The 23,533-nt window shown below is 30.3% G+C and carries 18 protein-coding genes; 10 read left to right on the top strand and 8 right to left on the bottom strand.

Annotated elements, in window-relative coordinates; genetic code table 11:
• The first annotated feature begins 28 nt into the window (after positions 1 to 28).
• Positions 29 to 6,385, top strand: a complete 6,357-nt coding sequence (locus MHN29_RS02605) for an alpha-2-macroglobulin (RefSeq protein ID WP_235273130.1) — start codon at positions 29 to 31, stop codon at positions 6,383 to 6,385.
• Positions 6,386 to 6,391: 6 nt separating this feature from the next.
• Here MHN29_RS02605 and MHN29_RS02600 read toward each other — a convergent pair whose 3' ends face one another.
• Genes MHN29_RS02600 through MHN29_RS02590 form a run of 3 tightly spaced genes read right to left on the bottom strand, consistent with a single transcriptional unit; the run spans position 6,392 to position 9,520 of the window.
• A complete protein-coding gene (locus tag MHN29_RS02600; protein ID WP_235273133.1) occupies positions 6,392 to 7,123 on the bottom strand; it encodes a LytTR family DNA-binding domain-containing protein in 732 nt (243 codons plus the stop codon).
• Positions 7,120 to 8,157 (bottom strand): sensor histidine kinase, encoded by a 1,038-nt coding sequence (locus MHN29_RS02595; RefSeq protein ID WP_235273134.1) that lies wholly within the window; start codon positions 8,155 to 8,157, stop codon positions 7,120 to 7,122. The genes MHN29_RS02600 and MHN29_RS02595 overlap by 4 nt, the downstream gene beginning before the upstream one ends.
• Positions 8,158 to 8,209: 52 nt before the next feature.
• On the bottom strand, positions 8,210 to 9,520 hold the full coding sequence (locus tag MHN29_RS02590; RefSeq protein WP_235273135.1) for a hypothetical protein: 1,311 nt from the start codon (positions 9,518 to 9,520) through the stop codon (positions 8,210 to 8,212).
• 166 nt (positions 9,521 to 9,686) lie between these two features.
• On the opposite strand from MHN29_RS02590, the gene MHN29_RS02585 reads away from it, so the two are divergent.
• The gene (locus MHN29_RS02585; protein WP_235273136.1) at positions 9,687 to 10,130 is read left to right on the top strand and encodes a hypothetical protein; all 444 of its coding nucleotides are present in this window, start codon (positions 9,687 to 9,689) and stop codon (positions 10,128 to 10,130) included.
• 32 nt (positions 10,131 to 10,162) lie between these two features.
• Here MHN29_RS02585 and MHN29_RS02580 read toward each other — a convergent pair whose 3' ends face one another.
• Positions 10,163 to 10,519: a TfoX/Sxy family protein gene (locus MHN29_RS02580; protein WP_235273137.1), complete on the bottom strand. Its 357-nt coding sequence runs from the start codon at positions 10,517 to 10,519 to the stop codon at positions 10,163 to 10,165.
• Positions 10,520 to 10,711: 192 nt separating this feature from the next.
• On the opposite strand from MHN29_RS02580, the gene MHN29_RS02575 reads away from it, so the two are divergent.
• Positions 10,712 to 13,459 carry a TonB-dependent receptor gene (locus MHN29_RS02575; protein WP_235273138.1) on the top strand — a complete coding sequence of 916 codons (2,748 nt, stop codon included), beginning with the start codon at positions 10,712 to 10,714 and terminating at the stop codon, positions 13,457 to 13,459.
• 2 nt (positions 13,460 to 13,461) lie between these two features.
• Positions 13,462 to 14,529 carry a phytase gene (locus MHN29_RS02570; protein ID WP_235273139.1) on the top strand — a complete coding sequence of 356 codons (1,068 nt, stop codon included), beginning with the start codon at positions 13,462 to 13,464 and terminating at the stop codon, positions 14,527 to 14,529.
• 35 nt (positions 14,530 to 14,564) lie between these two features.
• On the opposite strand, the gene MHN29_RS02565 is transcribed toward MHN29_RS02570, so the two are convergent.
• From MHN29_RS02565 to MHN29_RS02555, 3 genes are all read right to left on the bottom strand, one after another.
• Positions 14,565 to 15,089: a DUF4136 domain-containing protein gene (locus MHN29_RS02565; protein WP_235273140.1), complete on the bottom strand. Its 525-nt coding sequence runs from the start codon at positions 15,087 to 15,089 to the stop codon at positions 14,565 to 14,567.
• A gap of 104 nt (positions 15,090 to 15,193) precedes the next feature.
• Positions 15,194 to 16,684 carry a S8 family serine peptidase gene (locus MHN29_RS02560; protein ID WP_235273141.1) on the bottom strand — a complete coding sequence of 497 codons (1,491 nt, stop codon included), beginning with the start codon at positions 16,682 to 16,684 and terminating at the stop codon, positions 15,194 to 15,196.
• Between the two features lie 181 nt (positions 16,685 to 16,865).
• Positions 16,866 to 17,867, bottom strand: a complete 1,002-nt coding sequence (locus MHN29_RS02555) for a M28 family peptidase (protein WP_235273142.1) — start codon at positions 17,865 to 17,867, stop codon at positions 16,866 to 16,868.
• Positions 17,868 to 17,933: 66 nt separating this feature from the next.
• On the opposite strand from MHN29_RS02555, the gene kdsA reads away from it, so the two are divergent.
• Genes kdsA through MHN29_RS02540 form a run of 3 tightly spaced genes read left to right on the top strand, consistent with a single transcriptional unit; the run spans position 17,934 to position 20,740 of the window.
• On the top strand, positions 17,934 to 18,752 hold the full coding sequence (gene kdsA / locus MHN29_RS02550) for a 3-deoxy-8-phosphooctulonate synthase (RefSeq protein ID WP_235273144.1): 819 nt from the start codon (positions 17,934 to 17,936) through the stop codon (positions 18,750 to 18,752).
• Between the two features lie 39 nt (positions 18,753 to 18,791).
• A complete protein-coding gene (locus MHN29_RS02545) occupies positions 18,792 to 19,745 on the top strand; it encodes a transglutaminase domain-containing protein (protein ID WP_235273146.1) in 954 nt (317 codons plus the stop codon).
• Between the two features lie 32 nt (positions 19,746 to 19,777).
• Entirely contained in the window at positions 19,778 to 20,740 is a 963-nt protein-coding gene (locus MHN29_RS02540) for a transglutaminase domain-containing protein (RefSeq protein WP_235273147.1), read from the top strand.
• 3 nt (positions 20,741 to 20,743) lie between these two features.
• On the opposite strand, the gene MHN29_RS02535 is transcribed toward MHN29_RS02540, so the two are convergent.
• Positions 20,744 to 21,091, bottom strand: coding sequence for a DUF1801 domain-containing protein (locus MHN29_RS02535; RefSeq protein ID WP_235273148.1), 348 nt, complete (start codon positions 21,089 to 21,091; stop codon positions 20,744 to 20,746).
• 78 nt (positions 21,092 to 21,169) lie between these two features.
• Between MHN29_RS02535 and MHN29_RS02530 the strand changes: the two genes are divergently transcribed.
• Genes MHN29_RS02530 through creD form a run of 3 tightly spaced genes read left to right on the top strand, consistent with a single transcriptional unit; the run spans position 21,170 to position 23,529 of the window.
• On the top strand, positions 21,170 to 21,778 hold the full coding sequence (locus MHN29_RS02530) for a hypothetical protein (protein WP_235273149.1): 609 nt from the start codon (positions 21,170 to 21,172) through the stop codon (positions 21,776 to 21,778).
• Between the two features lie 28 nt (positions 21,779 to 21,806).
• Entirely contained in the window at positions 21,807 to 22,103 is a 297-nt protein-coding gene (locus MHN29_RS02525) for a transcriptional regulator (protein WP_235273150.1), read from the top strand.
• 52 nt (positions 22,104 to 22,155) lie between these two features.
• The gene (gene creD, locus MHN29_RS02520) at positions 22,156 to 23,529 is read left to right on the top strand and encodes a cell envelope integrity protein CreD (RefSeq protein WP_235273151.1); all 1,374 of its coding nucleotides are present in this window, start codon (positions 22,156 to 22,158) and stop codon (positions 23,527 to 23,529) included.
• Positions 23,530 to 23,533: the final 4 nt, after the last annotated feature.

Here is a 23,533-nt window from a genome sequence, read left to right as displayed (position 1 = left end):
TGCTTTGAATAATTAAATGAATATAGTTATGAAAAAACTAACCTCAATTATATTAGTGATTTTATTTTCAACCATTGTAAACGCTCAAAAAAACTACAAAAACATGTGGGAAGAAGTTCACAAGTTTGAATTAGAAAACTTACCTAAATCGGCTTTAAAAGTTGTAGAGAAAATCTATGCAAAGGCAGAAAAAGAAAAGAATACTCCTCAGCTAGTTAAAACCTTATTGTACAAGAGTAAATTTTCTCTAACATTAGAGGAAAATTCGCAACTAAAAGTCATCAATCAATTTAAAAAGCATATTGATCAAAGTGAATTTCCTACAAGCAATTTTTTAGAAAACATCTTAGCCAATCTCTACTGGCAATATTTCAACCAAAATAGGTGGAAGTTTTACAATAGAACACAAACAAATGAAAAAGTTGACACTAATGATTTTAGAACATGGGATTTAAATACTTTGTTCAAAGAAATACATTTAACGTTCCTAAAATCATTAGAAAATAAAAAACAATTACAACAAATTGATATTTATACTTTTTCAGATATTTTAAATATTGTAAAAGGCTCTAAGAGATATAGACCAACGCTTTATGATTTTTTAGCGCACAATGCATTAGAGTTTTATAAAACAACAGAAACAAATATTACCAAGCCAGCGTATCAATTTAAACTAAACAATAAAAAATATCTTAGCGATGCTGGTACTTTCAGTTCACTTAAACTAGAAAGTAAAGATTCATTATCACTTCAATTTAATGCATTAAAAATCTATCAAGATTTAATCAAATTTCATACAAAAAATAGCAAGAGAGCTTTAGTTGATGTTGATTTACATCGTTTAGCCTTTGTAAACCAACATGCCGTTTTTAGTAATAAACAGCAAACACTTATAGAAACTTTAATCGCATCCCAAAATAACCTAAAAGGCAATGAACTTTCTGGTTTATACGCCTATGAATTAGCAAAATCTTATAATGAACTAGGTAATTTATACAAACCAGAAAAAAACACCGAATATCGATTTAAAAATAAAGAAGCGCTTGCTATATGCAATGATATTATAAAACAATTTCCTAAAAGTAAAGGAGCATTAAAATGCGGTACTTTAAAGAATAAAATACTAGAAAAAACAATTCAATTAACTACTGAAAAAAATATTCCTTCAAACCAATTTTCTAAAACATTAATAAGTTATAAAAATTTAAATCAAGTTTATTTCAGTGCTTATGAAATAAGTAAATCAGAATTAGAAAAATTAGAAAAGAGTTATCAGAAAAAAGAAAAAATTGAATTAATCAACACTTTAAAAAAAGTAAATTCTTGGTCTTCAAAATTAAAAAATGAAAACGATTACCAACAACATACAAGTGAGGTAGTAATTCCTAAACTAGGATTAGGAAACTATTTAATAGTCGCTTCAACTTCTAAAAACTTAGAAGAAGCAATTATAGGTACGGCTGATATTCAAGTAACAAATTTAGCGTTAATAGCTAGAAATAATGACGGAAGAAAAACCTATCAAGTAGTTGATAGGAATACAGGAAAACCGATAAAAAATGCTAAAGTCAAATTCACTAACAATCCTAACCGTTATGAGAAAAAAATAGACAAATATTTCACTACTGATCATAATGGAGAGTTTACTTACAATCCAAGTCGCTATTACTATAATGTAACAGCTACCGTAAGTCATCAAAATGACACAGCAGTTTTTAAACCATTTTATTTAAACAAACGTTTCAAAAATAACGACGATTATAAATCGTACATTCAAACCTTTTTATTTACTGATAGAAGCATATACCGCCCTGGACAAATCGTTCATTTTAAAGGAATATCAATGAAGGTTTTTAAAAACAAATCTGAAGTTGTTACTAATAAAAATGCGACCATTAATTTTTATGATGTTAATTATCAAATCATAAAAACTTTAGAATTGAAAACCAATGATTTTGGTTCTTTTTCAAGTACTCTAACAATTCCAAATACAGGACTTACAGGAAACTTCACTATTGAAGTAGAAGTTGGAGGTAGAAAAAATTCAACAAGAATAGCTGTAGAAGAATATAAGCGTCCAAAATTTGAGACAGACTTTAATCCAATTACACAATCGTACAAAATAAACGATAGTGTTACGGTAAAAGGATTTGCAAAAGCATATTCAGGTTCCAATATAACCGATGCAAAAGTTGTGTACAGAGTACATAGAAAAGTACAATATCCTAGATGGTGGTATTGGTACAAACCAAGTTTTGTTTCAGAGCCACAAGAAATAACTTTCGGAGAAAGTACTACAGATGATACAGGAAACTTTACAATCAAATTTAAAGCTTTAGCAGACGAAAGTGTTTCTAAAGATAATCTTCCAATTTTCACCTATGAAGTTACCGCGGATGTAACAGATATTAACGGAGAAACAAGAAGTGCTAGTACCTCAGTAAAAATTGGTTATCATAGTTTAATTGCTGCTATTGACATGGAGAATTCAATAGATAAATCCATTAAGAATAATTCATTTAAAATTGATACAAAAAATCTAAACGACGAATTTGTAGCGGCTAGTGGAACAATTAAAATATACAAACTACAAGCACCAAATTATCCGTTAAGAAAACGTCCATGGAAAGCACCAGATTATCAAATAATACCAAAAAAAGAGTTTATAAGTAAGTTTCCTCATGAGGCATATCAAAACGAAGATAATGTATACCAATGGAAAAAAGGAAAATTGGTTTTTGAAACAAAGTTTAATACAGCAAAAGAAAAAGAAATCCAGTTAAAAAACATCAAAAAATGGACTTCTGGAAACTATGTTGTTGAGTTAAATACCAAAGATAAATTTGATCAAAAAGTAACCGACAAGCATTTCTTTTCGGTATACTCTTTAAAAGATAAACTTCCTTCAGATAACAAATTAGTACAGGTAACAACAGACAAAGAAAATTACAAAGCTGGAGACACTGCTATACTAACTGTTAGTTCTAATTCGGAAGATATTACCGTAATGCTTTTTGTAGAAAAGAAACATCAAATTACCAGTTCTTATTACATAAAACTGGATAAGAATAGTAAAACTATAAAGATCCCCGTAACTAAAGAGGATATTGGCGGATTTGGTATCACTTATTATTTCACCAATTATAATGCATTTGAACAAGAAGCAATAAGCATATCTGTTCCATATCCAAGTACAGATTTAGAAATTATCACAAATACGTTTAGAGATAAACTACAACCAGGTGCCAACGAAACTTGGAAATTTACCATAAAAGGAACACAAAAAGATAAGTTAGCTGCTGAATTATTGGCAAGTATGTACGATGCTTCTTTAGATCAGTTTAAAGCACACCAATGGCAATTCGATCCAATTGAAAAACCAATTTACCATGCCTATAACACAGCTACAGCCAATCAAAGTTTTGGGAATACTCAATTTAACATACATAATTATTCAGATAGAAGAACCAGCTATGGTTTCCCACAACAAAGTTATGATCGTTTAAATTGGTTTGGATTTAGTTTTATAAATAATCGATGGGCTAATAGAGAATACTTAAGTAATTTATCTATTCAACGTACTAATTTTGATGGAACTCTTACAGGAGTTGTAGAAGACGAAAGCGGCCCATTACCTGGCGTTACTGTTATTATTAAAGGAACCAATTACGGAACTGAAACAGATTTTGATGGGAACTTTAGTATAAAAGTAAACAAAGGAGATGTTTTAGTATTTAGCTTTGTTGGGATGATTACTGTAGAAAAAACAGTTCGTGATTTCAAACATCTTTTCATTGGTATGGAAAGTGATAATCTTTTAGAGGAAGTAGTAGTAACAGCCTATGAAACTTCTAGAAGCGATAAAAAAACAATAAAAGGTCGAGCTTCTGCTCCAGCAATGATGAAAAGTGAAAATTTGGCATTGGAAAAAGGGATAAGTGGTTGGGTATCTAATATTTCTCAAGATGAATTTCAAAAGGTAGATAATAATAACGAAAAAGACTTTTCAAAAGGAATACAGATCCGTAAAAACTTACAAGAAACAGCTTTTTTCTATCCGCATTTAACAACTGATGTAAAAGGAAATGTTTCATTTAATTTTACAATTCCAGAAGCTTTAACAAAATGGAAGCTACAGTTATTAGCACATACCAAAAACTTACACTCAGCTACAAAAACCTTAACAACGGTTACACAAAAAGAGTTGATGGTAGTTCCAAATGCGCCACGTTTTTTAAGAGAAGGAGATCAAATTACCTTAAGTGCAAAAATTTCAAATTTATCAGATAAAAACTTACAAGGTTTGGCACAACTTATACTTAGCGATGCCATTACAGGAAAAGAAATTAGCTTGTTAGATAATTCAACAAAAAATCAATCATTTACTGTAAATAAGGATGGAAACACTAATGTATCTTGGAATTTAACTATTCCAACTACAGTACAAGCAGTTCAATATAAAGTAATAGCAAAAGCAGGTGATTTTTCTGACGGTGAGCAAAATGCTTTACCAGTATTATCTAACAGAATGTTAGTAACAGAAACCTTACCAATGTGGGTTCGCTCAAATGAAACAAAAACATTTACATTAAATAAACTTAAAAACCATACCTCAACAACGTTAAAAAACCATAAACTAACTTTAGAGGTTACTTCAAATCCAGCATGGTATGCAGTACAAGCATTACCGTATTTAATGGAATATCCATACGAATGTTCAGAACAAACATTTGCTCGTTACTATGCCAATACTCTAGCAAGTCATATTGCAAATTCTAATCCTAGAATTCAAGAAGTATTTAATCAATGGAAAACAAGTGAAGCATTGCTTTCAAACCTTGAAAAAAATCAAGAATTAAAATCCTTAATTATTCAAGAAACTCCATGGTTACGAGATGCACAATCAGAAACTGAGCAGAAAAAAAGAATTGCATTGTTGTTTGATTTAAACAAAATGAAAAACGAACAACGCAAAGCAGTTAACAAACTTCAAAACATGCAAATGAACAACGGAGGTTTTCCTTGGTTTAAAGGAGGGCACTACCCTAGTCGTTATATCACCAATTATATTGCAAGTGGATTTGGACATTTAAAGCATCTTGGTATTAGCCAATTTGATTCAAAAACTAATGCTATAATTAATAAAACAGTTCAGTTTTTAGACCTTGAAATAGAAAATCAATATCAAGAATTATTAAAAGAAGCACAACGTGTAAAAGAAAGAAATGGAGAGAAAAAGTATATAGAATACTTAGCTAAGAACCATGTAAACTATTTTGTTTTACAGTATTTATACATGCGTAGTTTTTATAATGATATTACAATTGGTAACGAAACAAAAAAAGCTATTGATTATTACACAAATCAAACAGCTAAATATTGGGATCAACAAAACTTGTACGGTAAGGGATTGGTTGCATTAATTCAGCACAGAGCAGGAACTAAAACAATTGCAAACAAAATTCTAAAATCATTAAAAGAAAATAGTATTACTTCTAATGAATTAGGAATGTACTGGAAGGCTAACAAACCAAGTTGGTTTTGGTATCAAGCACCTATTGAAACACAATCTTTACTAATTGAAGCATTTTCAGAAATAGAAAACGACACCAAAACAATTGATAATTTAAAAATATGGTTATTGAAAAACAAGCAAGTAAGCCAATGGAAAACTACCAAAGCAACTTCAGAAGCAGTGTATGCATTGTTATTACAAGGTAGCGATTGGATATCAGTAACCGATGCTGTTGATGTTACTTTAGGTGATCTTAAAATTGAACCAAGTAAAATGCCAGCAGTAAAAGTAGAAGCAGGAACAGGTTATTTTAAAACTTCTTGGAATACTTCTGAAATTACTAAAAAAATGAGTGAAGTAACCATTTCTAAAAAAGGAAAAGGTATTGCTTGGGGAGGTTTATATTGGCAATATTTTGAAGATTTAGATAAAATTACTTCAGCAAAAACACCTTTACAATTAGAAAAGAAATTATTTAAAAAAGTAAACTCAGATACTGGTAAAAAACTTATTGAAATAACCGACAAAACTTCATTAAAAGTTGGTGATTTAATTACCACAAGAATTGTATTACGTTCTGATAGAAACATGGAATTTATCCACATGAAAGATATGCGTGCTAGTGGTGTTGAACCTGTAAATGTATTATCAGAATACAAGTGGCAAGACGGTTTAGGGTATTACCAAAGTACTAAAGACGCTGCTACAAACTTCTTTTTCGATTACTTACCAAAAGGAGTATATGTTTTCGAATACGATGTAAGAGTAAATAATGCTGGTAACTTTAGTAATGGAATTACTACAATTCAAAGTATGTATGCTCCTGAATTTAGTAGTCACAGCAAAGGAACACGTATAACAGTTAAATAAAGTTTTTTAAAAGCTTAAACGCTCTTTAAATATATAGGATTGCCTTCTGGAGATTTCTATTTCTTCTCCAGATTGCATTTCTATTTTTAATTTCCCATTAAACCATGCCACTACTTTTTTTACATGGTTAATGTTTATTATTTGCTGTCTGTTAGCTCTAAAAAACAATGCCTCTGGTAACTTTTCTTCTATTTGCGCAAGCGACTTATATATGAGTGGCTTATTGTCTTCAAAAAACACTCTAGTATAGTTTCCTACAATTTCAAATAGAGTTATATCTTTTATTTTCACCAACCAACAACGCTCTCCTTCTTTTATAAAAATTTGTTTTTCTGGACTTAACTTATTTGCTGTTTTTTCTTCTTTACTATCATTTTTACTATACTCTTCTACAATTTTCTCTATAGTTTTAGCAAAACGCTTCGGATTAATTGGTTTTAATAAATAATCAAAAGCATTGTATTCAAATGATTTGATAGCATATTCATCAAAAGCTGTTGTAAAAATAGTTGTAGGAACTTCATCTAACATTTCTAAAAGCTCAAAACCGTCTTTCTCTGGCATATTAATATCCAAAAACAATAAATCAGGATTCTTTTGTGTAATCAATTCAAAGCCTTCATCTACATTTTCAGCTTCTCCTTCCAATACTATTTCCTTATACTCTTTTAATAATTCTTTTAACTCATTTCTAGCCAAACGAGAATCTTCTACTATAACCGCTTTTAACTGTTTCATGATAATGGTATTTCTATAATAGAAACAACTTCTTTTTCTCTTTCCTCTAAACTAAAAATAGCCTTAGACTTATACAATAACTCTAATCGTTTCTTTATATTCTCTACCCCTACCTGAGTAGTTTTATTGTCTTTTTTCAAAACTCCTGAATTTATAACACTGATAAATAGTTTCTCAGAATCTACTTTAGTTGATAATAAAATTCTTCCTCCTTCTTTTAATTTAGAAATTCCATGCTTAATAGCATTTTCTATTAGCATCTGAACAAGCATTGGAGGTATTTGTACACTAAGAGATGAATTATCTATTACAGTCTCATAATGCAATCTATTTTCAAATTGAATTTTAGAAATATCAATATACTTTTCTACCATTTCCAATTCGTCTTCCAACGCAATGGTTGTAATTGAATTTTGAGTAAGTGCGTAGCGTAACGTTTCTGATAATGATGTTAACATTTGCCTTGCTTTCCCTACATCTTCCAACATTAATCCTCGAATATTATTTAAACTATTAAACATAAAATGAGGATTAATCTGTCCTTTTAAAGTATTTAACTGCGATTCTTTTAAAGTTGCCTCTAAAACTAGGTTTTTCATCTTAGCTTCTTTTACCTCAGTATACAGATTAAATGCGGTAAAAGACACAAACCATATAATCCAATTAAGCCAATTAAAAATACGAGTTGCAAACTTACCATGGTAACTTGATCTATTCAAAAAGTATTCATGTAACAAATCTATCAAAGGCCAAAAAACATAATTAAAAATAACAGAAGCAATTAGCATTAACAAAACTAAATACAAGGCTTTAACTGTAACTTTTTTGTTTTTAGTAAATGTTTCTAAACCAATTTGAATAACTCCTGTTAATAGTACTCCTATAAAGAACCAAAGCATACATTCTAAAACCAGATAATAGATTAGCTCTCTACTTTTCCCTAAATCACTAATTTTCATCACATATGAAGACATTAATGTAATTGCCCACACACTGTAATTAGGTATTGCTTTTTTTGAGAAAAAATAATTCATCTTTAAATTTCTTATAGCTATTGTTAGAAGTTATTCAAAAAAGTAAATGTATTTATTTTGTGGTAATATCAACTAAATAAGGAGCCAATAAATAACCATCTTTAGAGCGAAAAATATCTGTTATTAATAATTGTTGCCTTAAATTAGGTTGCAGAGCTATTTTATAAGTAATCTTCTTTTTGTCTTTAGACCATCCTATAATATCAGTTATCTCTAATAAATTCTTTTCACCTAAAGGTCCTAATCGTAAATTTACCATAGTAGTATCCATTGCTTTAGAAAACTCAAGTGTCATTGTTTTAATAGCAGTATCAACTTTTGCTGAATTATTTTCAAATTCGCTAATGCCAATAACACGAGGTCTGTAATGCTCAAACTCTTTTTTATATACAGCTATTGGTTTTTCAAAATACTTAGATGCATCTATAAATTTATAAACCTCATCTTCATCTAAATAATCCAACTCAATCATTTCTTTTATCGCTAGCTTCTTATCTTTAGCTTTCTCATAATAACTTTTACAAATAGCATACCCCACATAATAACCTAAATCTCCTACTTTAAACTGATTGTTAGTATTAGACCAAAACCATCTGATTTCAAATTTGGTAAACATTTCCTTTACAAAGGCATCCTTTATCTTTTTATCGTGTTGCTTACCATAAATAATACTTTCGTTTGGCGATGCTATGTTTAATGACTTTTCAGCAACAAACTCCCCTACTCCTTCAATTAATGTTTTAGACAATAATGAATTGGCTATAGTAGTATCCTGTTGTGTATGTACATATTCATGTACGTTACCAAACACAATACTTTTATCAGGAACATTTAATTTAAAGTGATTTAACAAATTAGGAAAGTCTTTTTTTAATTCAGAAGCGTTTACAGATAAATCACCCAAGGCAACCTCAGAACCAATAAGTACTTTATCATCCATAGTAGTTCCTCCTGTTTTAAGTGCTCCAATAGTAAAATATATTGTAGCAGGTCTTGCTTCTGGATATAACCCCTTAAACCGTTCAATTCCATTATGTATCGCTTCTTTATAACCGTCTATTTTTAAAGTATTAGGTCGAATTGTTTCCCAAAATTTAGGATACTTGTGTATTGCTTTCATATAAGAATCGGCCGTATATCTTCTCGCTTCCATAATAGCTTTTAGTCCGGCTGTACCTTTATCTAAAAACAGTTCTTTTAAATAATTAATTTGCTGAGTAGAGTCTTTTGTTTTTTTAATTTTATCATAAGCCTCCCAAAAATTAGTTACATCAGTACTTATAATTGTATTTGGATGCTCTTTAATGGATGTACAACTTGAAAAAAGTACTGCAATTATTAATATTTTTAACGTTTTGATCATAATAGTATATTTTGAATTTTTACTCAAAACTAGTTTGATTCTAAAAGGTTAGAAACAGAATTATGACCAACGGTAAAATAAACTAGTTTAACGGAATTATGGCAATACTATTATCTTCAGTAAACCGTTAATTATTATATTCGCATAACATTAAATCAGAAAAAAAATGAAAAAAATACTTTTAACTATCGGGTTATTTTTAGCTGCATTTACAATGCATGCACAAGACATTTCTGAAAATGCTATTGGGGTACGTTTTGGAGATAATAATGGTTTTGGAGGAGAAATCTCTTATCAAAGAAAATTAAGCGATAGCAACAGATTAGAAATTGATTTAGGTATTAGAAAAGGAGATGCTTTTAAGGCTACTGGATTATACCAATGGGTATGGGCATTAGAACAAAACTTCCAATGGTTTGCTGGTGCTGGAGGAGGAATAGCTTCTGCAAATAGTAGTACTGCCATTTTTGCTGCTGGTGTGGTTGGTATAGAATACAACTTCGATATTCCACTAGCCATCTCTTTAGATTACAGACCGGAAATTGGGTTTAGTGGTTTTTACGACGGATTCCAATCTGATTTTGGTTTAGGTGTTCGTTACCGATTCTAACAACCAATCTTAATATAAAATACAAACCTCCATTATTTGGAGGTTTTCTTTTTGCTAGCTTTTGCAAATGGATTATAATCTAAAGCTAATTGTAACCAATAATGTAAATCTTCATCTAAATCAAAAGCTTCTTCAGTTAATATTACATAGCCTTTTACAGGTTTTCTTTTTCCACTAAAGCTCATATCTTCACAGCCCTCTTTTGTTAGTGCTTCCTCATAAATATCAGGATGTATTCGAGCCATTAATTCGTTTTTGTTTACAATAACACACATCTTATCATTAACCATAAAACAAAGCGATCCAAACATTTTCTTCTCATAAAAGGATACGTGTTTCTCATTAAAAAACTGCGATATCCTATCGGTTAAAAACTCGTTATATGCCATAGTGAATGTTTTTAAAAAGTAATTTTTACGTAATTTAAAATTAAACTAAACATTAGAAAATATTCAACAAATTAACAATCTATTAATCTTTTCATTAAAAGTTCGTAATAGTTTACTAACAATTTCAAAATCCAATTGCTCTTTTTGATAAATAGTTTTGCATGAACTAATTCAACATCAATTATATACAAAATGAAAAAACTACTACTAGTTAGTATTTGTCTTTTGAGCTTATGGGGGTATGCACAGGACAAATCTAGTTTAAAAGGAAGGATTTTAGACGAAAGTAACCTTCCTTTACCTGGTGCCACTATTGTAATACCATCCTTAAAAATTGGTATTTCAAGTAACTTTAATGGATACTATGAGCTTTTAAACATTCCAGAAGGAAATCATGTAATCTCAATTTCATTTATAGGATACCAAACAATTGAAGAAACTGTTTCTATACAAAATGGCGTTTTAATTAAGAACTTTTCGCTAGCTCCTAAAATGAATAAGCTAGAAGAAGTAATTATTAAAGGAAGTATTGGAAAAGGACAAGCAAAAGCTTTAAATCAACAAAAAAACAAAGCCAATATTACCAACATTATTTCTGCAGATCAGGTTGGAAAATTTCCCGATGCTAATATTGGAGATGCTTTAAAACGTGTTCCAGGAATTTCAATGCAAAACGATCAAGGAGAAGCTAGAGATATTATTATTCGTGGTTTAGCTCCTCAATTAAATTCAGTGACTTTAAACGGAGATCGAATTCCTTCAGCAGAAGGAGATAACCGAAGAGTTCAAATGGATTTAATTCCTTCTGATATGATTCAAACTATTGAAGTTAACAAAGCAGTAACTCCAGATATGGAAGGAGATGCGATTGGAGGTTCTGTAAATTTAATAACACGTTCTGCTCCTAGTACTTTTAGAGCTTTCCTTACAGGATCATACGGTCGTAATCCAGTAAGAAATTCGCCTAATTATAATTTTTCTGCTTTAGTTGCTGATCGAATTTTCAATAAAAAACTAGGATACGTAATCAATACTTCATACAATTCTAACGATTATGGATCAGACAACGTAGAGTTTGAATGGGAACAAGAAAACAATAAAACCTACATTGGTGAACACGATATTAGACGATACGATGTAAAAAGAAATAGAATGAGTGTTGCTGTAAACTTAGATTGGAATGCTAGCAGTAACAATACTTTTTTCTTTAAATCAATGTACAACCAAAGAAACGACTTTGAAAATCGTTATCGATTACGTTTTAGAAAAATTGACGAGCCTAATGCTGCTGGAATTTCAAAAGCTGAAGTACGAAGACAAACCAAAGGAGGAATTAACAACAGTACCAACGATAATACACGTTTAGAAAAACAAAGTGTATATAAATTGTCTTTGGGAGGTGAACATCTCATCTTTGGAAACATCAAATTGGATTGGAAAACGGGAATTTCAAAAGCAAAAGAAGAACGTCCAAACGAGCGTTATATTCGTTTTGAAAACGATGATATTGAAGTAACTCAAGACTTTTCAAGAGCAAAGTTTCCTAGTTTAATCCCAACAAATAACGACTTTAACGATCCTTCTAAATTTGTATATGATGAAGTGACTCAAGAAAGACGTTTTACTCAAGAGCGTAAAATTAGCTCTAACTTCAACATCTTAATACCAATTAACGCTACAGGAACTTATAAGAATTCTTTAAAATTTGGATTCAAGCACAAATACAAGGAAAAATTAAGAGATAATAATTTCTTTGAATATGATTTAGAAAGTCAGATTCCAACTATGAATGCTACAATTACTTCCGATTATACTGTAAATGGTTTCTTAGCAGGAAACAATTATAAATCGGGATTATTTACTTCAAAAGAATTTTTAGGAAGTCTTATTTTGGCAAATGGTGAAGCTGTATTGGATGAGTTTGTTCCTGAAAATTACGATGCCAACGAAAACATATATGCTTTCTACGGAATGCTACAACAAAAATTAGGTCAAAAATTCTCGATTATCGCTGGACTTAGAGCTGAAAAAACAACGATTGATTACAATGGTTTTGCTATTGATGTTGAAACTGCTCAAACAATAGACGACGCAACTAGAACCTCGGGAAGTAAAAACTATACGAACTGGTTACCAAATTTTCATGCTAAGTACAAAGTAAATAAGAATACAATACTAAGAGCTGCTTGGACTAATACAATTGCTAGACCTAATTATTTCGATTTAGTTCCTTATAGAAATATCAATAGTGACGATATAGAAGCAGAATATGGGAATCCAGATTTAGACCCAACCGAATCTATGAACCTAGATTTAATGTTTGAACATTATTTTAGTAACGTAGGAATTATATCAGCAGGAGTTTTTTACAAAGACATTGATAAATTTATTTACAATTCAATTTCAAAAGAATCGATAACCATAAATGGAACTACAGATGTTTATGATGTAACAAGACCTTTTAACGGAGGTACAGCTGAAATCTATGGTTTTGAAATAGCTTTACAAAGAAAATTAAACTTCTTACCTAGCTTTTTAAGAAACCTAACAGTTTATGGAAACTATACTTTCACAGATTCAAAAACAGATGGAATTGCTGACAGAAACGATGGTTTGCCATTAGCAGGTGCCGTAAAAAATATGTTTAATGCTTCACTAGCTTATGAAACTTCAAAACTATCGGTAAGGACATCGTTAAACTTTGCAGATGATTATATTTCTGAATATGGAAAAGACACCTTTACTGATGTATTTTATGATCAGCAATTATTTTTAGATGTAAACGCTGCCTATAACATTACTAAAAAGCTTCGCGTTTTTGCTGAAGCTAAAAACTTAACCAACCAAGAATTACGTTTCTACCAAGGAACTAAAAACCAAACTAGACAAGCCGAATTCTATAACTACAACTGGAATATTGGATTAAAATATAACTTCTAACAATGAGAATCGTTTTAAAAATAATTATTACAACTACTTTATTTATAGCTTGTAAAACAGAAAAAAAAGCAATCATACAAACAACCAAAAGCAATCCTATAATTGCGTTAACAGCCGATGCTGAAACAACTCCAGTTACTTCTTACGACGATGCTGCCGATGATCCTTGTGTTTGGATCAATCCAAAAGATGTTTCAAAATCAACAATCATAGGTACTAATAAAAAAGAAGGTTTAGAAGTATATAGTTTAGAAGGAGAACGCTTATACTCCTACAAAATAGGACGTGTAAACAATGTTGATATTAGAGATGGATTTGTATTGAACAACGAAACTGTTTCTGTAGTTACTGCAAGTAACAGAACACATAATACAATTTCTATTTTAATCGTAAAACCTACTGGAGAATTAGAAGAAGTTTCAGCAAGACCAATAACATCTAACTTAAATGAAGTTTATGGATTAGGCATGTACAAAAGCAAAGAAACTTCTAAAATATATGTTTTCTTAGTAGGAAAAGAAGGAGGTATAGAACAATGGGAACTATTTGAAAATAATAGTAAAATTGATGCTAAACTAGTCAGAAGTTTTGCGCTAAAAAGTCAAGGAGAAGGAATTGTTGCCGATGATTTTTACGCAAAGGTTTATATCGGAGAGGAAGAAACTGCCCTATGGAAATTTAATGCAGAACCTGATACCCCTATAGATCCTACTGAAGTAATTAGTACTAAAGATAAAAATATGCATCCAGATTTTGAAGGAGTTACTTTATACGATTCAGGAAATGGAAAAGGTTATATTATTCTTTCTTCACAAGGAAACAATAGTTATGCTGTAATAGACAGGGTTAGTAATAAATACTTACATAGTTTCTCGTTAAAAGACAGCATTATTGACGGAACTTACGATACAGACGGAATTGATGTTACCTCAGTTAACTTAGGGACTAAATATCCGAAAGGTATTTTCATCGCTCAAGACGGAGCAAATACTCAAAACAAAGACAGTTTACATCAGAATTTTAAAATAGTAGACTGGAGAAAAATTTCTAAAAACCTAACTTTAGATTAGTATTTTAGTAGTGTGTTGTAATGGAAGCCTCTATATTATTTAGAGGCTTTTTTTGGTGGATAACCCTTTAATATTTCTGTAATTACTTTTCTATAATGCATTACGCGTTCTTGGGGTGTACTACGTTGTTTCAATTCACTATTCGCTATTCCTTGCCAAACAAGTTCATCACTTTTACTTTCAACAAAATCAATAATCAATTCTTGATTTATTTTCTTACTTCCAATAGGAATACCACCAGAAATTCCAAAACCAACATTTCCCCCACCACCTAAGCCAACACCAATCGTATTTCTTCTTTCTGATTCTCGCTCTTGAGATACGATATTGATAAAAATATCTGGATTATCAGCAAAACGCATTCCTTTAGCTTTTAATTTATTGGTTAGTTCGTTAGTTACTCTTTTTACATCTAATTCATTCAAACCTTTACCAGCATCTTCAAAAAAATTAAAGGTTTTATAAGCTGTAAAATTTGTTTGACTATCGTAATCATATACCACTTTTGTAGAAGAACAACTTATTAAAACGAATAAGAAAAGAAATGTTAAGTATCTCATAATTTAAAAAATTTATTGATTAGCTATCAAAAAACGTGCCTGATAAAAATACAAAAAGCCTCGAATTAACGAGACTTTTTGAAGATTAGTTAGTTGATTTTAATTTATTGAACTGCTTTTAAAGCATCAATATTTCCATATCCGTAATCAGAGTGTTTATTTGGATAGAAATCTGCAGACTCTTTCATTTTTTGTAATACTTGAGCGCGAGTCCAAGTTGGATGTTTCGCCCATACTAAAGCTGCAATACCAGCAGTTGTTGCTGTTGCTACAGATGAACCACCTACATAATTAGCTTGTCCGTTATAGTAACTTAATACAGGAACTTTATTGTCTGTTCCATTAGTACGTTGCATTTGAACTGTAAAATCTATTTTAGAACCAGAATGACATACATCACACTTATTATATTGTCCTTCTCTTACTCCAGTTACAGCAACTGTTTCAGACATACTTGCTGGGAAGATAACTCCATACCAAGTAGTAAAAGAAGTTGAAGTTCCTCCAGCTGCTAATACCATTTTACCTTTACTATGTGCATATTTTATAGCATCCGATACATTACCAATGCTAAACGGATATCCTAACGACATTGATATTACTTTTACATCACTTCTGTTAGCTAATGCAGTTAAAGCTTCTACAATACCTCTTTTTTCATGATAATCGTCAATTACCACATTTTCAACAGCTCTATAAGAAACTAAGTTTGCATTATATGCTACACCAACAGGTAAGTTATCATTATTTCTAGGAGCAGTAGCTACTGCAGCCATTTTTGTACCATGACCACACTTATCGTTTACACCATCGTAGTTATTAGACCAAGCCCACCAAGAATCGACAAACGTTCCATATTTCTGAACAAATCTTCCAGAAGAAGCGCCATCGTTAAAATATTGGTTCATCCATTTTTGCTCTGGCGATAATCCAGAATCAACAATAGCAACTGTAATTCCAGCACCAGTACTGTGATTCCATGCTTGAGGAATATTGTGTGCATCAAAAGACCAAGGTACTCTTGCTCCTGGCGATACTGTACGATAATCATTAGAACTTAAATTAGCCGTTCCATAACCACATCCAGATCCTCCAGATGACGAAGATGATGAACGAGCTTGATTATTTTCATCAATAAAACTATAACCACTTGGTTCAATATAGCGTACTCTGCTATCTTTTAATAAAACTCCGATTGTTTCTTTATTAGTTACTTTAATATCTATTACATTGATGTTTTCATCAACGTATAATTCAGAACTTCCTTTTGCAGAAGTTCCTTCTAGATTTCTTACCAAAGCAATTAAATCATTTTTAATCGTATTGGCTTCTTCACTTCTTGCAAAGTTATTTTTTGAAGTACCATAACCAATAGTTAAAATATTTTCTCCATGCTTTACAGCACTCCAAATTGTATTTACTTGCTGAGAAGTCCAATCAAAATCTCCTGTAGATTCTAAAGATTTGTTAATAATTGCATTAATTTCTTTTTTAGAAAGCACATCTCCTTGAGGATCAGAAACTTCTAAATTGTCGTTTTGGGAACACGAAAACATAGCAAATACAATAGCTAAGCTTAAAATTTGTTTTTTCATAATATTGAAGGGTTTAATTAAAACTTTGCGAATATACTAAAATTTTAATATAATTTTAACAACATAATTAATTTAAACACACTTAAATTACCAAAACAACAAATAAACCCTGATTTCATTAAGAAAAAAGCATAAAAAAAGAGCCTTAAAAAAAGCTCTTTAAAAAAAATGTTTTTATAGATTATTTTTCTTCAATAACAACCCTAGTTGGGGTGTCTTTTCCATTAATAATACTTTCGGTTCCTTTAGCAACTGCTTTTACAGTTTCAGTAAGAATACCAACATCTAAAGTTTCAGCTTCATCAGATACTTTATGGTAATCTGCATCAACATCAATAGGTGTTGTTGAAAAAGTATGAGATGGTACACCTAAACGTGCTAAAGAAGCATTATCTGATCTAAAAAATAAATTGAATTTCTTATATGGGTCTGGGAACAATCTATATCCAGTACCTTCTAAATTTTTCTGAATAATCTTTCCAAAGTCTGAACGCTCAAACCCAGTTAACCAAGCTGTTTTAGGTCCTGTTTTTGGCTCCTTTCCTATTAACTCTAAGTTTATTCCAGCTACAAATTTTGATGGATCTATATCTTTTCCAAAATATTTAGAACCCACTAAGCCCATTTCTTCAGCTGTAAAACATACAAACAAAATACTACGCTCGTTGTTTCCTTTTTTTGCATAATAATCTGCTAAAGCTAATACACCCACTACACCAGAAGCATCGTCATTGGCTCCATTAAAAATACGATCACCTTCTCCGTCTTTCTTCATACCTAAATGATCGTGGTGTGCTGATACAATTACAAACTCATCTTTTTTAGTAGTTCCTTCTAACACACCAATAATATTACTCATTAGTATACCATCGTGTGTAAAATTCTGACGGTAAGTTGATAAAGTATCAAAATGTTTTAAACCAATTCTTTTGTATTCGTTTTCTATATACTGCGTAGCTTTTTCCATTCCAGGAGTTCCAGGCTTACGTCCTTCCATATCATCAGCCGCCAACGTATATAAGTGCTTTCTTACCAAAGAAGAATCTATGTGAACTGGATTTTGTAATTCTTTTTTAGGAGCTTCCATAACTTTTTCAGTCACTTTAGCATCTGTATTTTTAGTTGTTTTACAAGCTGCTGTTAGCACTGCTAAAGCCATTACAGTGTATATTGTTTTTTTCATCTTATTTAATTTAAAAGGCTAAAGATAGCCAATTTAATTTCTTAATTTTGTTCAAAATTTTTAATCATGGATTTAAACCTTATTCCCAATATAAAACACGCCGATTCTAAAAACTTTTTCCTTTTAGCTGGCCCATGTGCTATTGAAAGTGAAGAAATGGCATTAAGAATTGCTGAAAAAGTAGTTTCTATAACTGATAAATTAGAAATTCCTTACATATTTAAAGGGAGTTTTAAAAAAGCAAATCGTAGTAGAATTGATAGCTTTACAGGAATTGGTGACGAAAAAGCTTTAAAAATCTTAAAGAAAGTTTCTGAAACTTTTAATGTTCCTACCGTAACTGATATCCATGAAGCATCTGATGCTGCTAAAGCTGCTGAATATGTAGATGTTTTACAAATTCCTGCTTTTTTAGTACGTCAAACCGATTTAGTAGTGGCTGCTGCAAAAACTGGTAAAGTAGTTAACTTAAAAAAGGGACAATTTATGAGCCCTGAAGCAATGCAACATGCTGTTAAAAAAGTACACGATGCTGGTAATGAAAAAGCATGGATAACAGATAGAGGTACAATGTTTGGATACCAAGACATGATTGTTGATTTTAGAGGTATTCCTACGATGCGTCAATACGCTCCTACTATTTTAGATGTTACCCATTCTTTACAGCAACCAAACCAATCGAGTGGTGTTACTGGTGGTAGACCAGATATGATTGAAACTATTGCAAGAGCTGGTGTGGTAAATAATGTAGATGGATTATTTATTGAAACTCATTTTGATCCTTCTAATGCTAAGAGTGATGGTGCAAATATGTTACATCTTGACTACTTAGAAAAGTTACTTACCAACTTAACTTCGATAAGAAAAACTATAAATAATTTATAGGCACAATTTTTGATAAATAAAGTTGTTTTAACTCATAGTATGAAGCAACTTTATTTTTTCCTTTTTCTTACAGTCTCGTCCCTGTCGGCACAAGACTTTTCTGCTGTAGACAATACAGTAAAAACTTACCCAAAACATATTACTGCTGAAAAATTAGCAACTCAAATTGCCACTGATTTTACTTCTGATGAAGATAAAGTGAGAGCTGTTTTTATTTGGTTAGCCAAAAATATTCGATATAACTTAGATGAATATTTCAACCCTAAACAAAAAAGAATAGGTTTTCGATATAAAGATGAAGCAGATAAACAAGCTAAGCTAAAAGCTATAAAAGACAATATTGTTAAAAAAACTTTAGCTAGTAGAAGTGCTGTTTGCGAAGGTTATGCCCAAACATTTAGTAAAGTTTGTACGCTTTTAAATATTGAAAACGAAGTTATCAAAGGCTATGTACGAAATTCATCTCGCGATATTGGTCGTATAAGAAGTACCACAAACCATGCTTGGAATGCTGTTAAAATTAATAACAAATGGCAATATGTAGATCCTACATGGGCAGCTGGAGCAGTTACCAATGGAAAATGGCAACGTAATTTTAATAACTATTTTTTCAACATTCCAAAGAGCAAGTATTTCTTTACACATTATCCAGAAGAAACTGTATGGCAACTTAGGGTAAAAAGAATGACAATAGACGAATATTTTAACCAACCTATTTATAATTCTCCTTTTCTTAAAAAAGATTATATCTTAAGTAAACCAAGCTCTGGAATTTTAAAGAGAAATGCTGATTCTTCGGTAAAACTTACTTTAAAAAATGTAAAACCTACTCAAAGAATTCACTTTGGTTTTATTGGAGATCGATATGTTAAACAACCAGAAGTTACTTTTAAAAATAATACTGCTCAAATTAGTATAATTCCTCCTGCTAATAGCAAAAGAGCTTTTTTACTTATTGATGGAGAGGTCGCAATTGAATTTCTTTTAATCTAAATTTACTATATTGGAAAGCAAAATGCTATCCTATGAAAAAAATTGCTTTCTCCTTATGTATCTTTTTCTACAGTTTAAATTTCTTTTCACAAGATTTAGAAACGGTTGATAAAATTATGTTGTCGTATCAAGAACCTAAATCTATTGAAGATTTAGCTGGAAGAATCAATTATGATTTTAAAACTAAAATTGAAAAAGTTAGGGCTATTTATACATGGATGTGTCTAAATATAGAATACGATTTACCTAGCACCAAAACCTTAAAAAGTCCTGAGTTTATTTATTATTCGAGTGAACACGATTTAAAAAGGACTAAAAAAAGAATGCAACAAAAATTAATTAATGATGTTTTTAAAAAACGAAAAGGTGTTTGTTTAGATTATTCTCTATTATTTAGTCAGCTATGTAATTTAATGGAAATAGAAAATGAACTCGTCTATGGGTACACCAAACATTCTATCAATACAATTGGTTACATCCCTACGAATAAAAATCACGTTTGGAATGCAGTAAAAATAAACAACAAATGGCTTTTATTTGACACTACCTATGGTTCTGGATACATCTATAATGGTGTGGTACAAAAAAATGTTGATTTGAATTTTTTCAATGCAAAAAAAGAAAAATTAAGATTAACTCATTTTCCAGCCGCTAAAAAATGGCAGCAGTTTTTAAATCAAAAACCGTTGAAAGAATTCTGTTACGAGCCATTTTATCAGGCTGCTTATTTAAAATATAATATCGAAATTGTAGGTCCAAGCATTGGTGAAATTGATGTAAAAAATAAAAAGAAAATTCACTTAAAAATTAAAAGACAAAAAAACGTAGAGAATATTAAGTATATATTTTCTTACGAAAATAAAGTTAGAACTGCTCAAATTAAAAACGACAATCTTGTTACTAACATTTATTTAAAAAAGCCTAAACAAAATACAAACCTCCATGTATATGTTGAAAATGAATTAGCGCTTCAATATAAAATTAAAACTAAATAGTTTTTATTCTCTTATTCTATAAGCATCAGCTAAAACAGCAATTAACACTTCGCTATTAATTTCATCCAAACTACTATAGCGAAGTGACTTTACGGCTTTTCTTTTTTCTGAAACAACGAACTCATTATATACGGTAAGTGGAGTTTTAGAATAAAAACCAACATCTACATATCCTTTTTTAGTTGCATTAAAATAACACAGGGGCTTCCCTTTCAAGTGATAAAAAGGAATCTTCCATTTGTATAGTAATTCAACATCTTCAAAGTTTGTTTCTATTAAAATTTGTAAATGCAATAAAATAGACTTGAATGGCTCCTGTTGTTTTAAGATATATTCTTCAGCTGGTTTCATAATTTAAAAATACAGCATTTTTTTATTTGTCAAATTAAAATAAATACATTTACTTTGTATTTCAAAGTTCTTTAAACTATGAGTGAAAAAGATTATTTAAAAGACATTACAGAAATTAAAAACTTAATGAATAAATCCTCTCGATTTATTTCTTTAAGCGGATTATCTGGGATTATTGCAGGAATTTACGCTTTAATTGGAGCTTCATTTGCCTATTGGTTAGTTCAAAATAGCGAACAAGGTTATTTAATGTTAGATGGTAGAATCTTTCGTTTAGTTATTTCCGATTTACTTATCGTTGGATTCCTTAGTATTTCTACCGCCATCTTTTTAACCACTAGAAAAGCTAAAAAGAACAACGAAAAAATTTGGGACGCAACTACGAAGAGGTTATTAACAAGCTTCTTAATTCCCTTAATAGCAGGAGCTATATACATCATTATCATTTTAAAACAACAACGTTACGGACAAACCGGAGCATTAATGCTTTTATTTTACGGTTTGGCTCTATTAAATGCCTCTAAATATACCATAGGTGATATAAAATACCTTGGATATACTGAAATTGTATTAGGTTTAATTTGCGCTATTTTTCCCGGATATGGTTTTTGGTTTTGGGTGTTAGGTTTTGGTATAATGCATATTGTTTACGGACTAGTTATGTATTTTAAATACGATAAAAAATAGTTGCTTATTTTCGCAAAAAATATAGTTTTTGAAAAACATTATTCTAAATATAAATAAAGCTTTTGATCATAGAATACGGCTAGGTATCATGTCGGTTCTGATGGTTAATGAATATGCTGAATTTAAAACGCTAAAAGAACTTTTAGGCGCTACAGATGGAAATCTAGCAAGTCATTCAAAAGCATTAGAAAAAGTAGGCTTTATTAGAGTAGAAAAACAATTTATAGGACGAAAGCCAAACACGAGATACTATGCTACTGCGGAAGGAAAACTTGAATTTAAAAAACATATTGAAGCTTTAGAAAAGCTAATTAATAATAAATAATTTTTTTTACTCATTTACTTTGAATTTCAAAGTTCTTTAAAAATAATAAACTATGGAAACAATAAATAACAAAAGTGGGAAACTTGCTAAATGGATTAGAACATCAATAACTGCTAGAATGGCTATGGTTGGCTTTTTGATTTTAATTTTATTAATCCCTTTATCCTTTATAAAAAGTTTGATTAACGAACGAATGCATAGGCAAAAGGAAGTAGTACAAGAGATAAATCAGAAATGGGGAAAAGAGGTGCTTTTATATGGACCAATTTTAAAAATCCCTTATAAAACTTATCACAAAAAATCGATTTTAAATCAGCAAACTAAAGAGTTACAGACTGAAATGATTGAAGAAATTAACTATGGTTATTTTTTTCCTGAATCGTTAAACATAAATTCTACCATAAATCCTGAAGAAAAGAAACGAGGGATTTATAAAACAGCTGTTTACAAAAGTCAAATAAACATTACTGGTGATTTTACTACCCCCGATTTTAGTGAATTAGACATTAAAGAGGAAGATATTTTATGGAATAAAGCCAAGTTAATTATAGAAACTTCAAACCTTAAAGGTGTGAATAGTTTGGTAGAAATGAAACTCAACAATAACTCTTATTCTTTTACTTCTAAATATGAAAATAAGAACAGAAGATCAAACTATTTAGATTTACATAAACTGGAAAGTAAATTTCTACAAAAAGATGATTTACCTTTAAAAAACAATGTCAATTTTAGTTTAGAAATGAACATAAACGGTAGTAAACAAATTCGTTTTATTCCAGTAGGAAAAGAAACCAATGTTCAAATAAAGTCTGACTGGAAAACTGCTAATTTCTTAGGAGAATACTTACCACAGAATTCAGACAAAATAACTAACGATGGTTTTAATGCAAAATGGAAAGTATTGGATATTAACAGACCATTCTCTCAACAATCATTCAGTGGTATTCCTAATTTAAAAGAATACGCTTTTGGGGTAAACTTTATGATTCCAGTGGATGAATACCAAAAAAGTGAGCGTTCAACCAAATACGGTTTCTTAGTAATTGTTTTAACCTTTTTAGTATTCTTTTTAATTCAAACTATGAGTAAAATTTCTATTCATCCTTTTCAATATTTAATGATAGGAATTGCTTTAACCATGTTTTATACCTTATTAATATCAATCTCTGAGCATAGTAGCTTTTTAAAAGCTTATATTATTGCTGGAATAAGCGTGGTAGCATTGATATCGCTATATTCAAAATCTATTTTAAAAGGCATTAAATTTCCAATCTTTATTGCACTTTCATTAATTGCTTTGTACTCTTTTATTTTTATAATAATTCAATTAGAAAACTATGCTTTATTGGTAGGAAGTACAGGTTTATTTGTCATTTTGGCTTCAGTAATGTATGCTTCTAGAAAAATTGACTGGCAAAACGAATAAATAA

It is taken from the genome of Tenacibaculum sp. Cn5-46, assembly GCF_022347705.1.
GTDB classification, from domain to species: Bacteria; Bacteroidota; Bacteroidia; order Flavobacteriales; family Flavobacteriaceae; genus Polaribacter; species Polaribacter aiptasiae.
Note: the sequence above shows the minus strand (reverse complement) of the source record. Positions and strands in the feature narration are given on the sequence as shown.

Coding starts and splice junctions, on each gene's coding strand:
- MHN29_RS02605 (WP_235273130.1), top strand. CDS start 29: ATGAAAAAACTAACCTCAATTATATTAGTGATTTTATTTTCAACCATT.
- MHN29_RS02600 (WP_235273133.1), bottom strand. CDS start 7,123: ATGAAACAGTTAAAAGCGGTTATAGTAGAAGATTCTCGTTTGGCTAGA.
- MHN29_RS02595 (WP_235273134.1), bottom strand. CDS start 8,157: ATGAATTATTTTTTCTCAAAAAAAGCAATACCTAATTACAGTGTGTGG.
- MHN29_RS02590 (WP_235273135.1), bottom strand. CDS start 9,520: ATGATCAAAACGTTAAAAATATTAATAATTGCAGTACTTTTTTCAAGT.
- MHN29_RS02585 (WP_235273136.1), top strand. CDS start 9,687: ATGAAAAAAATACTTTTAACTATCGGGTTATTTTTAGCTGCATTTACA.
- MHN29_RS02580 (WP_235273137.1), bottom strand. CDS start 10,519: ATGGCATATAACGAGTTTTTAACCGATAGGATATCGCAGTTTTTTAAT.
- MHN29_RS02575 (WP_235273138.1), top strand. CDS start 10,712: ATGAAAAAACTACTACTAGTTAGTATTTGTCTTTTGAGCTTATGGGGG.
- MHN29_RS02570 (WP_235273139.1), top strand. CDS start 13,462: ATGAGAATCGTTTTAAAAATAATTATTACAACTACTTTATTTATAGCT.
- MHN29_RS02565 (WP_235273140.1), bottom strand. CDS start 15,089: ATGAGATACTTAACATTTCTTTTCTTATTCGTTTTAATAAGTTGTTCT.
- MHN29_RS02560 (WP_235273141.1), bottom strand. CDS start 16,684: ATGAAAAAACAAATTTTAAGCTTAGCTATTGTATTTGCTATGTTTTCG.
- MHN29_RS02555 (WP_235273142.1), bottom strand. CDS start 17,867: ATGAAAAAAACAATATACACTGTAATGGCTTTAGCAGTGCTAACAGCA.
- kdsA (WP_235273144.1), top strand. CDS start 17,934: ATGGATTTAAACCTTATTCCCAATATAAAACACGCCGATTCTAAAAAC.
- MHN29_RS02545 (WP_235273146.1), top strand. CDS start 18,792: ATGAAGCAACTTTATTTTTTCCTTTTTCTTACAGTCTCGTCCCTGTCG.
- MHN29_RS02540 (WP_235273147.1), top strand. CDS start 19,778: ATGAAAAAAATTGCTTTCTCCTTATGTATCTTTTTCTACAGTTTAAAT.
- MHN29_RS02535 (WP_235273148.1), bottom strand. CDS start 21,091: ATGAAACCAGCTGAAGAATATATCTTAAAACAACAGGAGCCATTCAAG.
- MHN29_RS02530 (WP_235273149.1), top strand. CDS start 21,170: ATGAGTGAAAAAGATTATTTAAAAGACATTACAGAAATTAAAAACTTA.
- creD (WP_235273151.1), top strand. CDS start 22,156: ATGGAAACAATAAATAACAAAAGTGGGAAACTTGCTAAATGGATTAGA.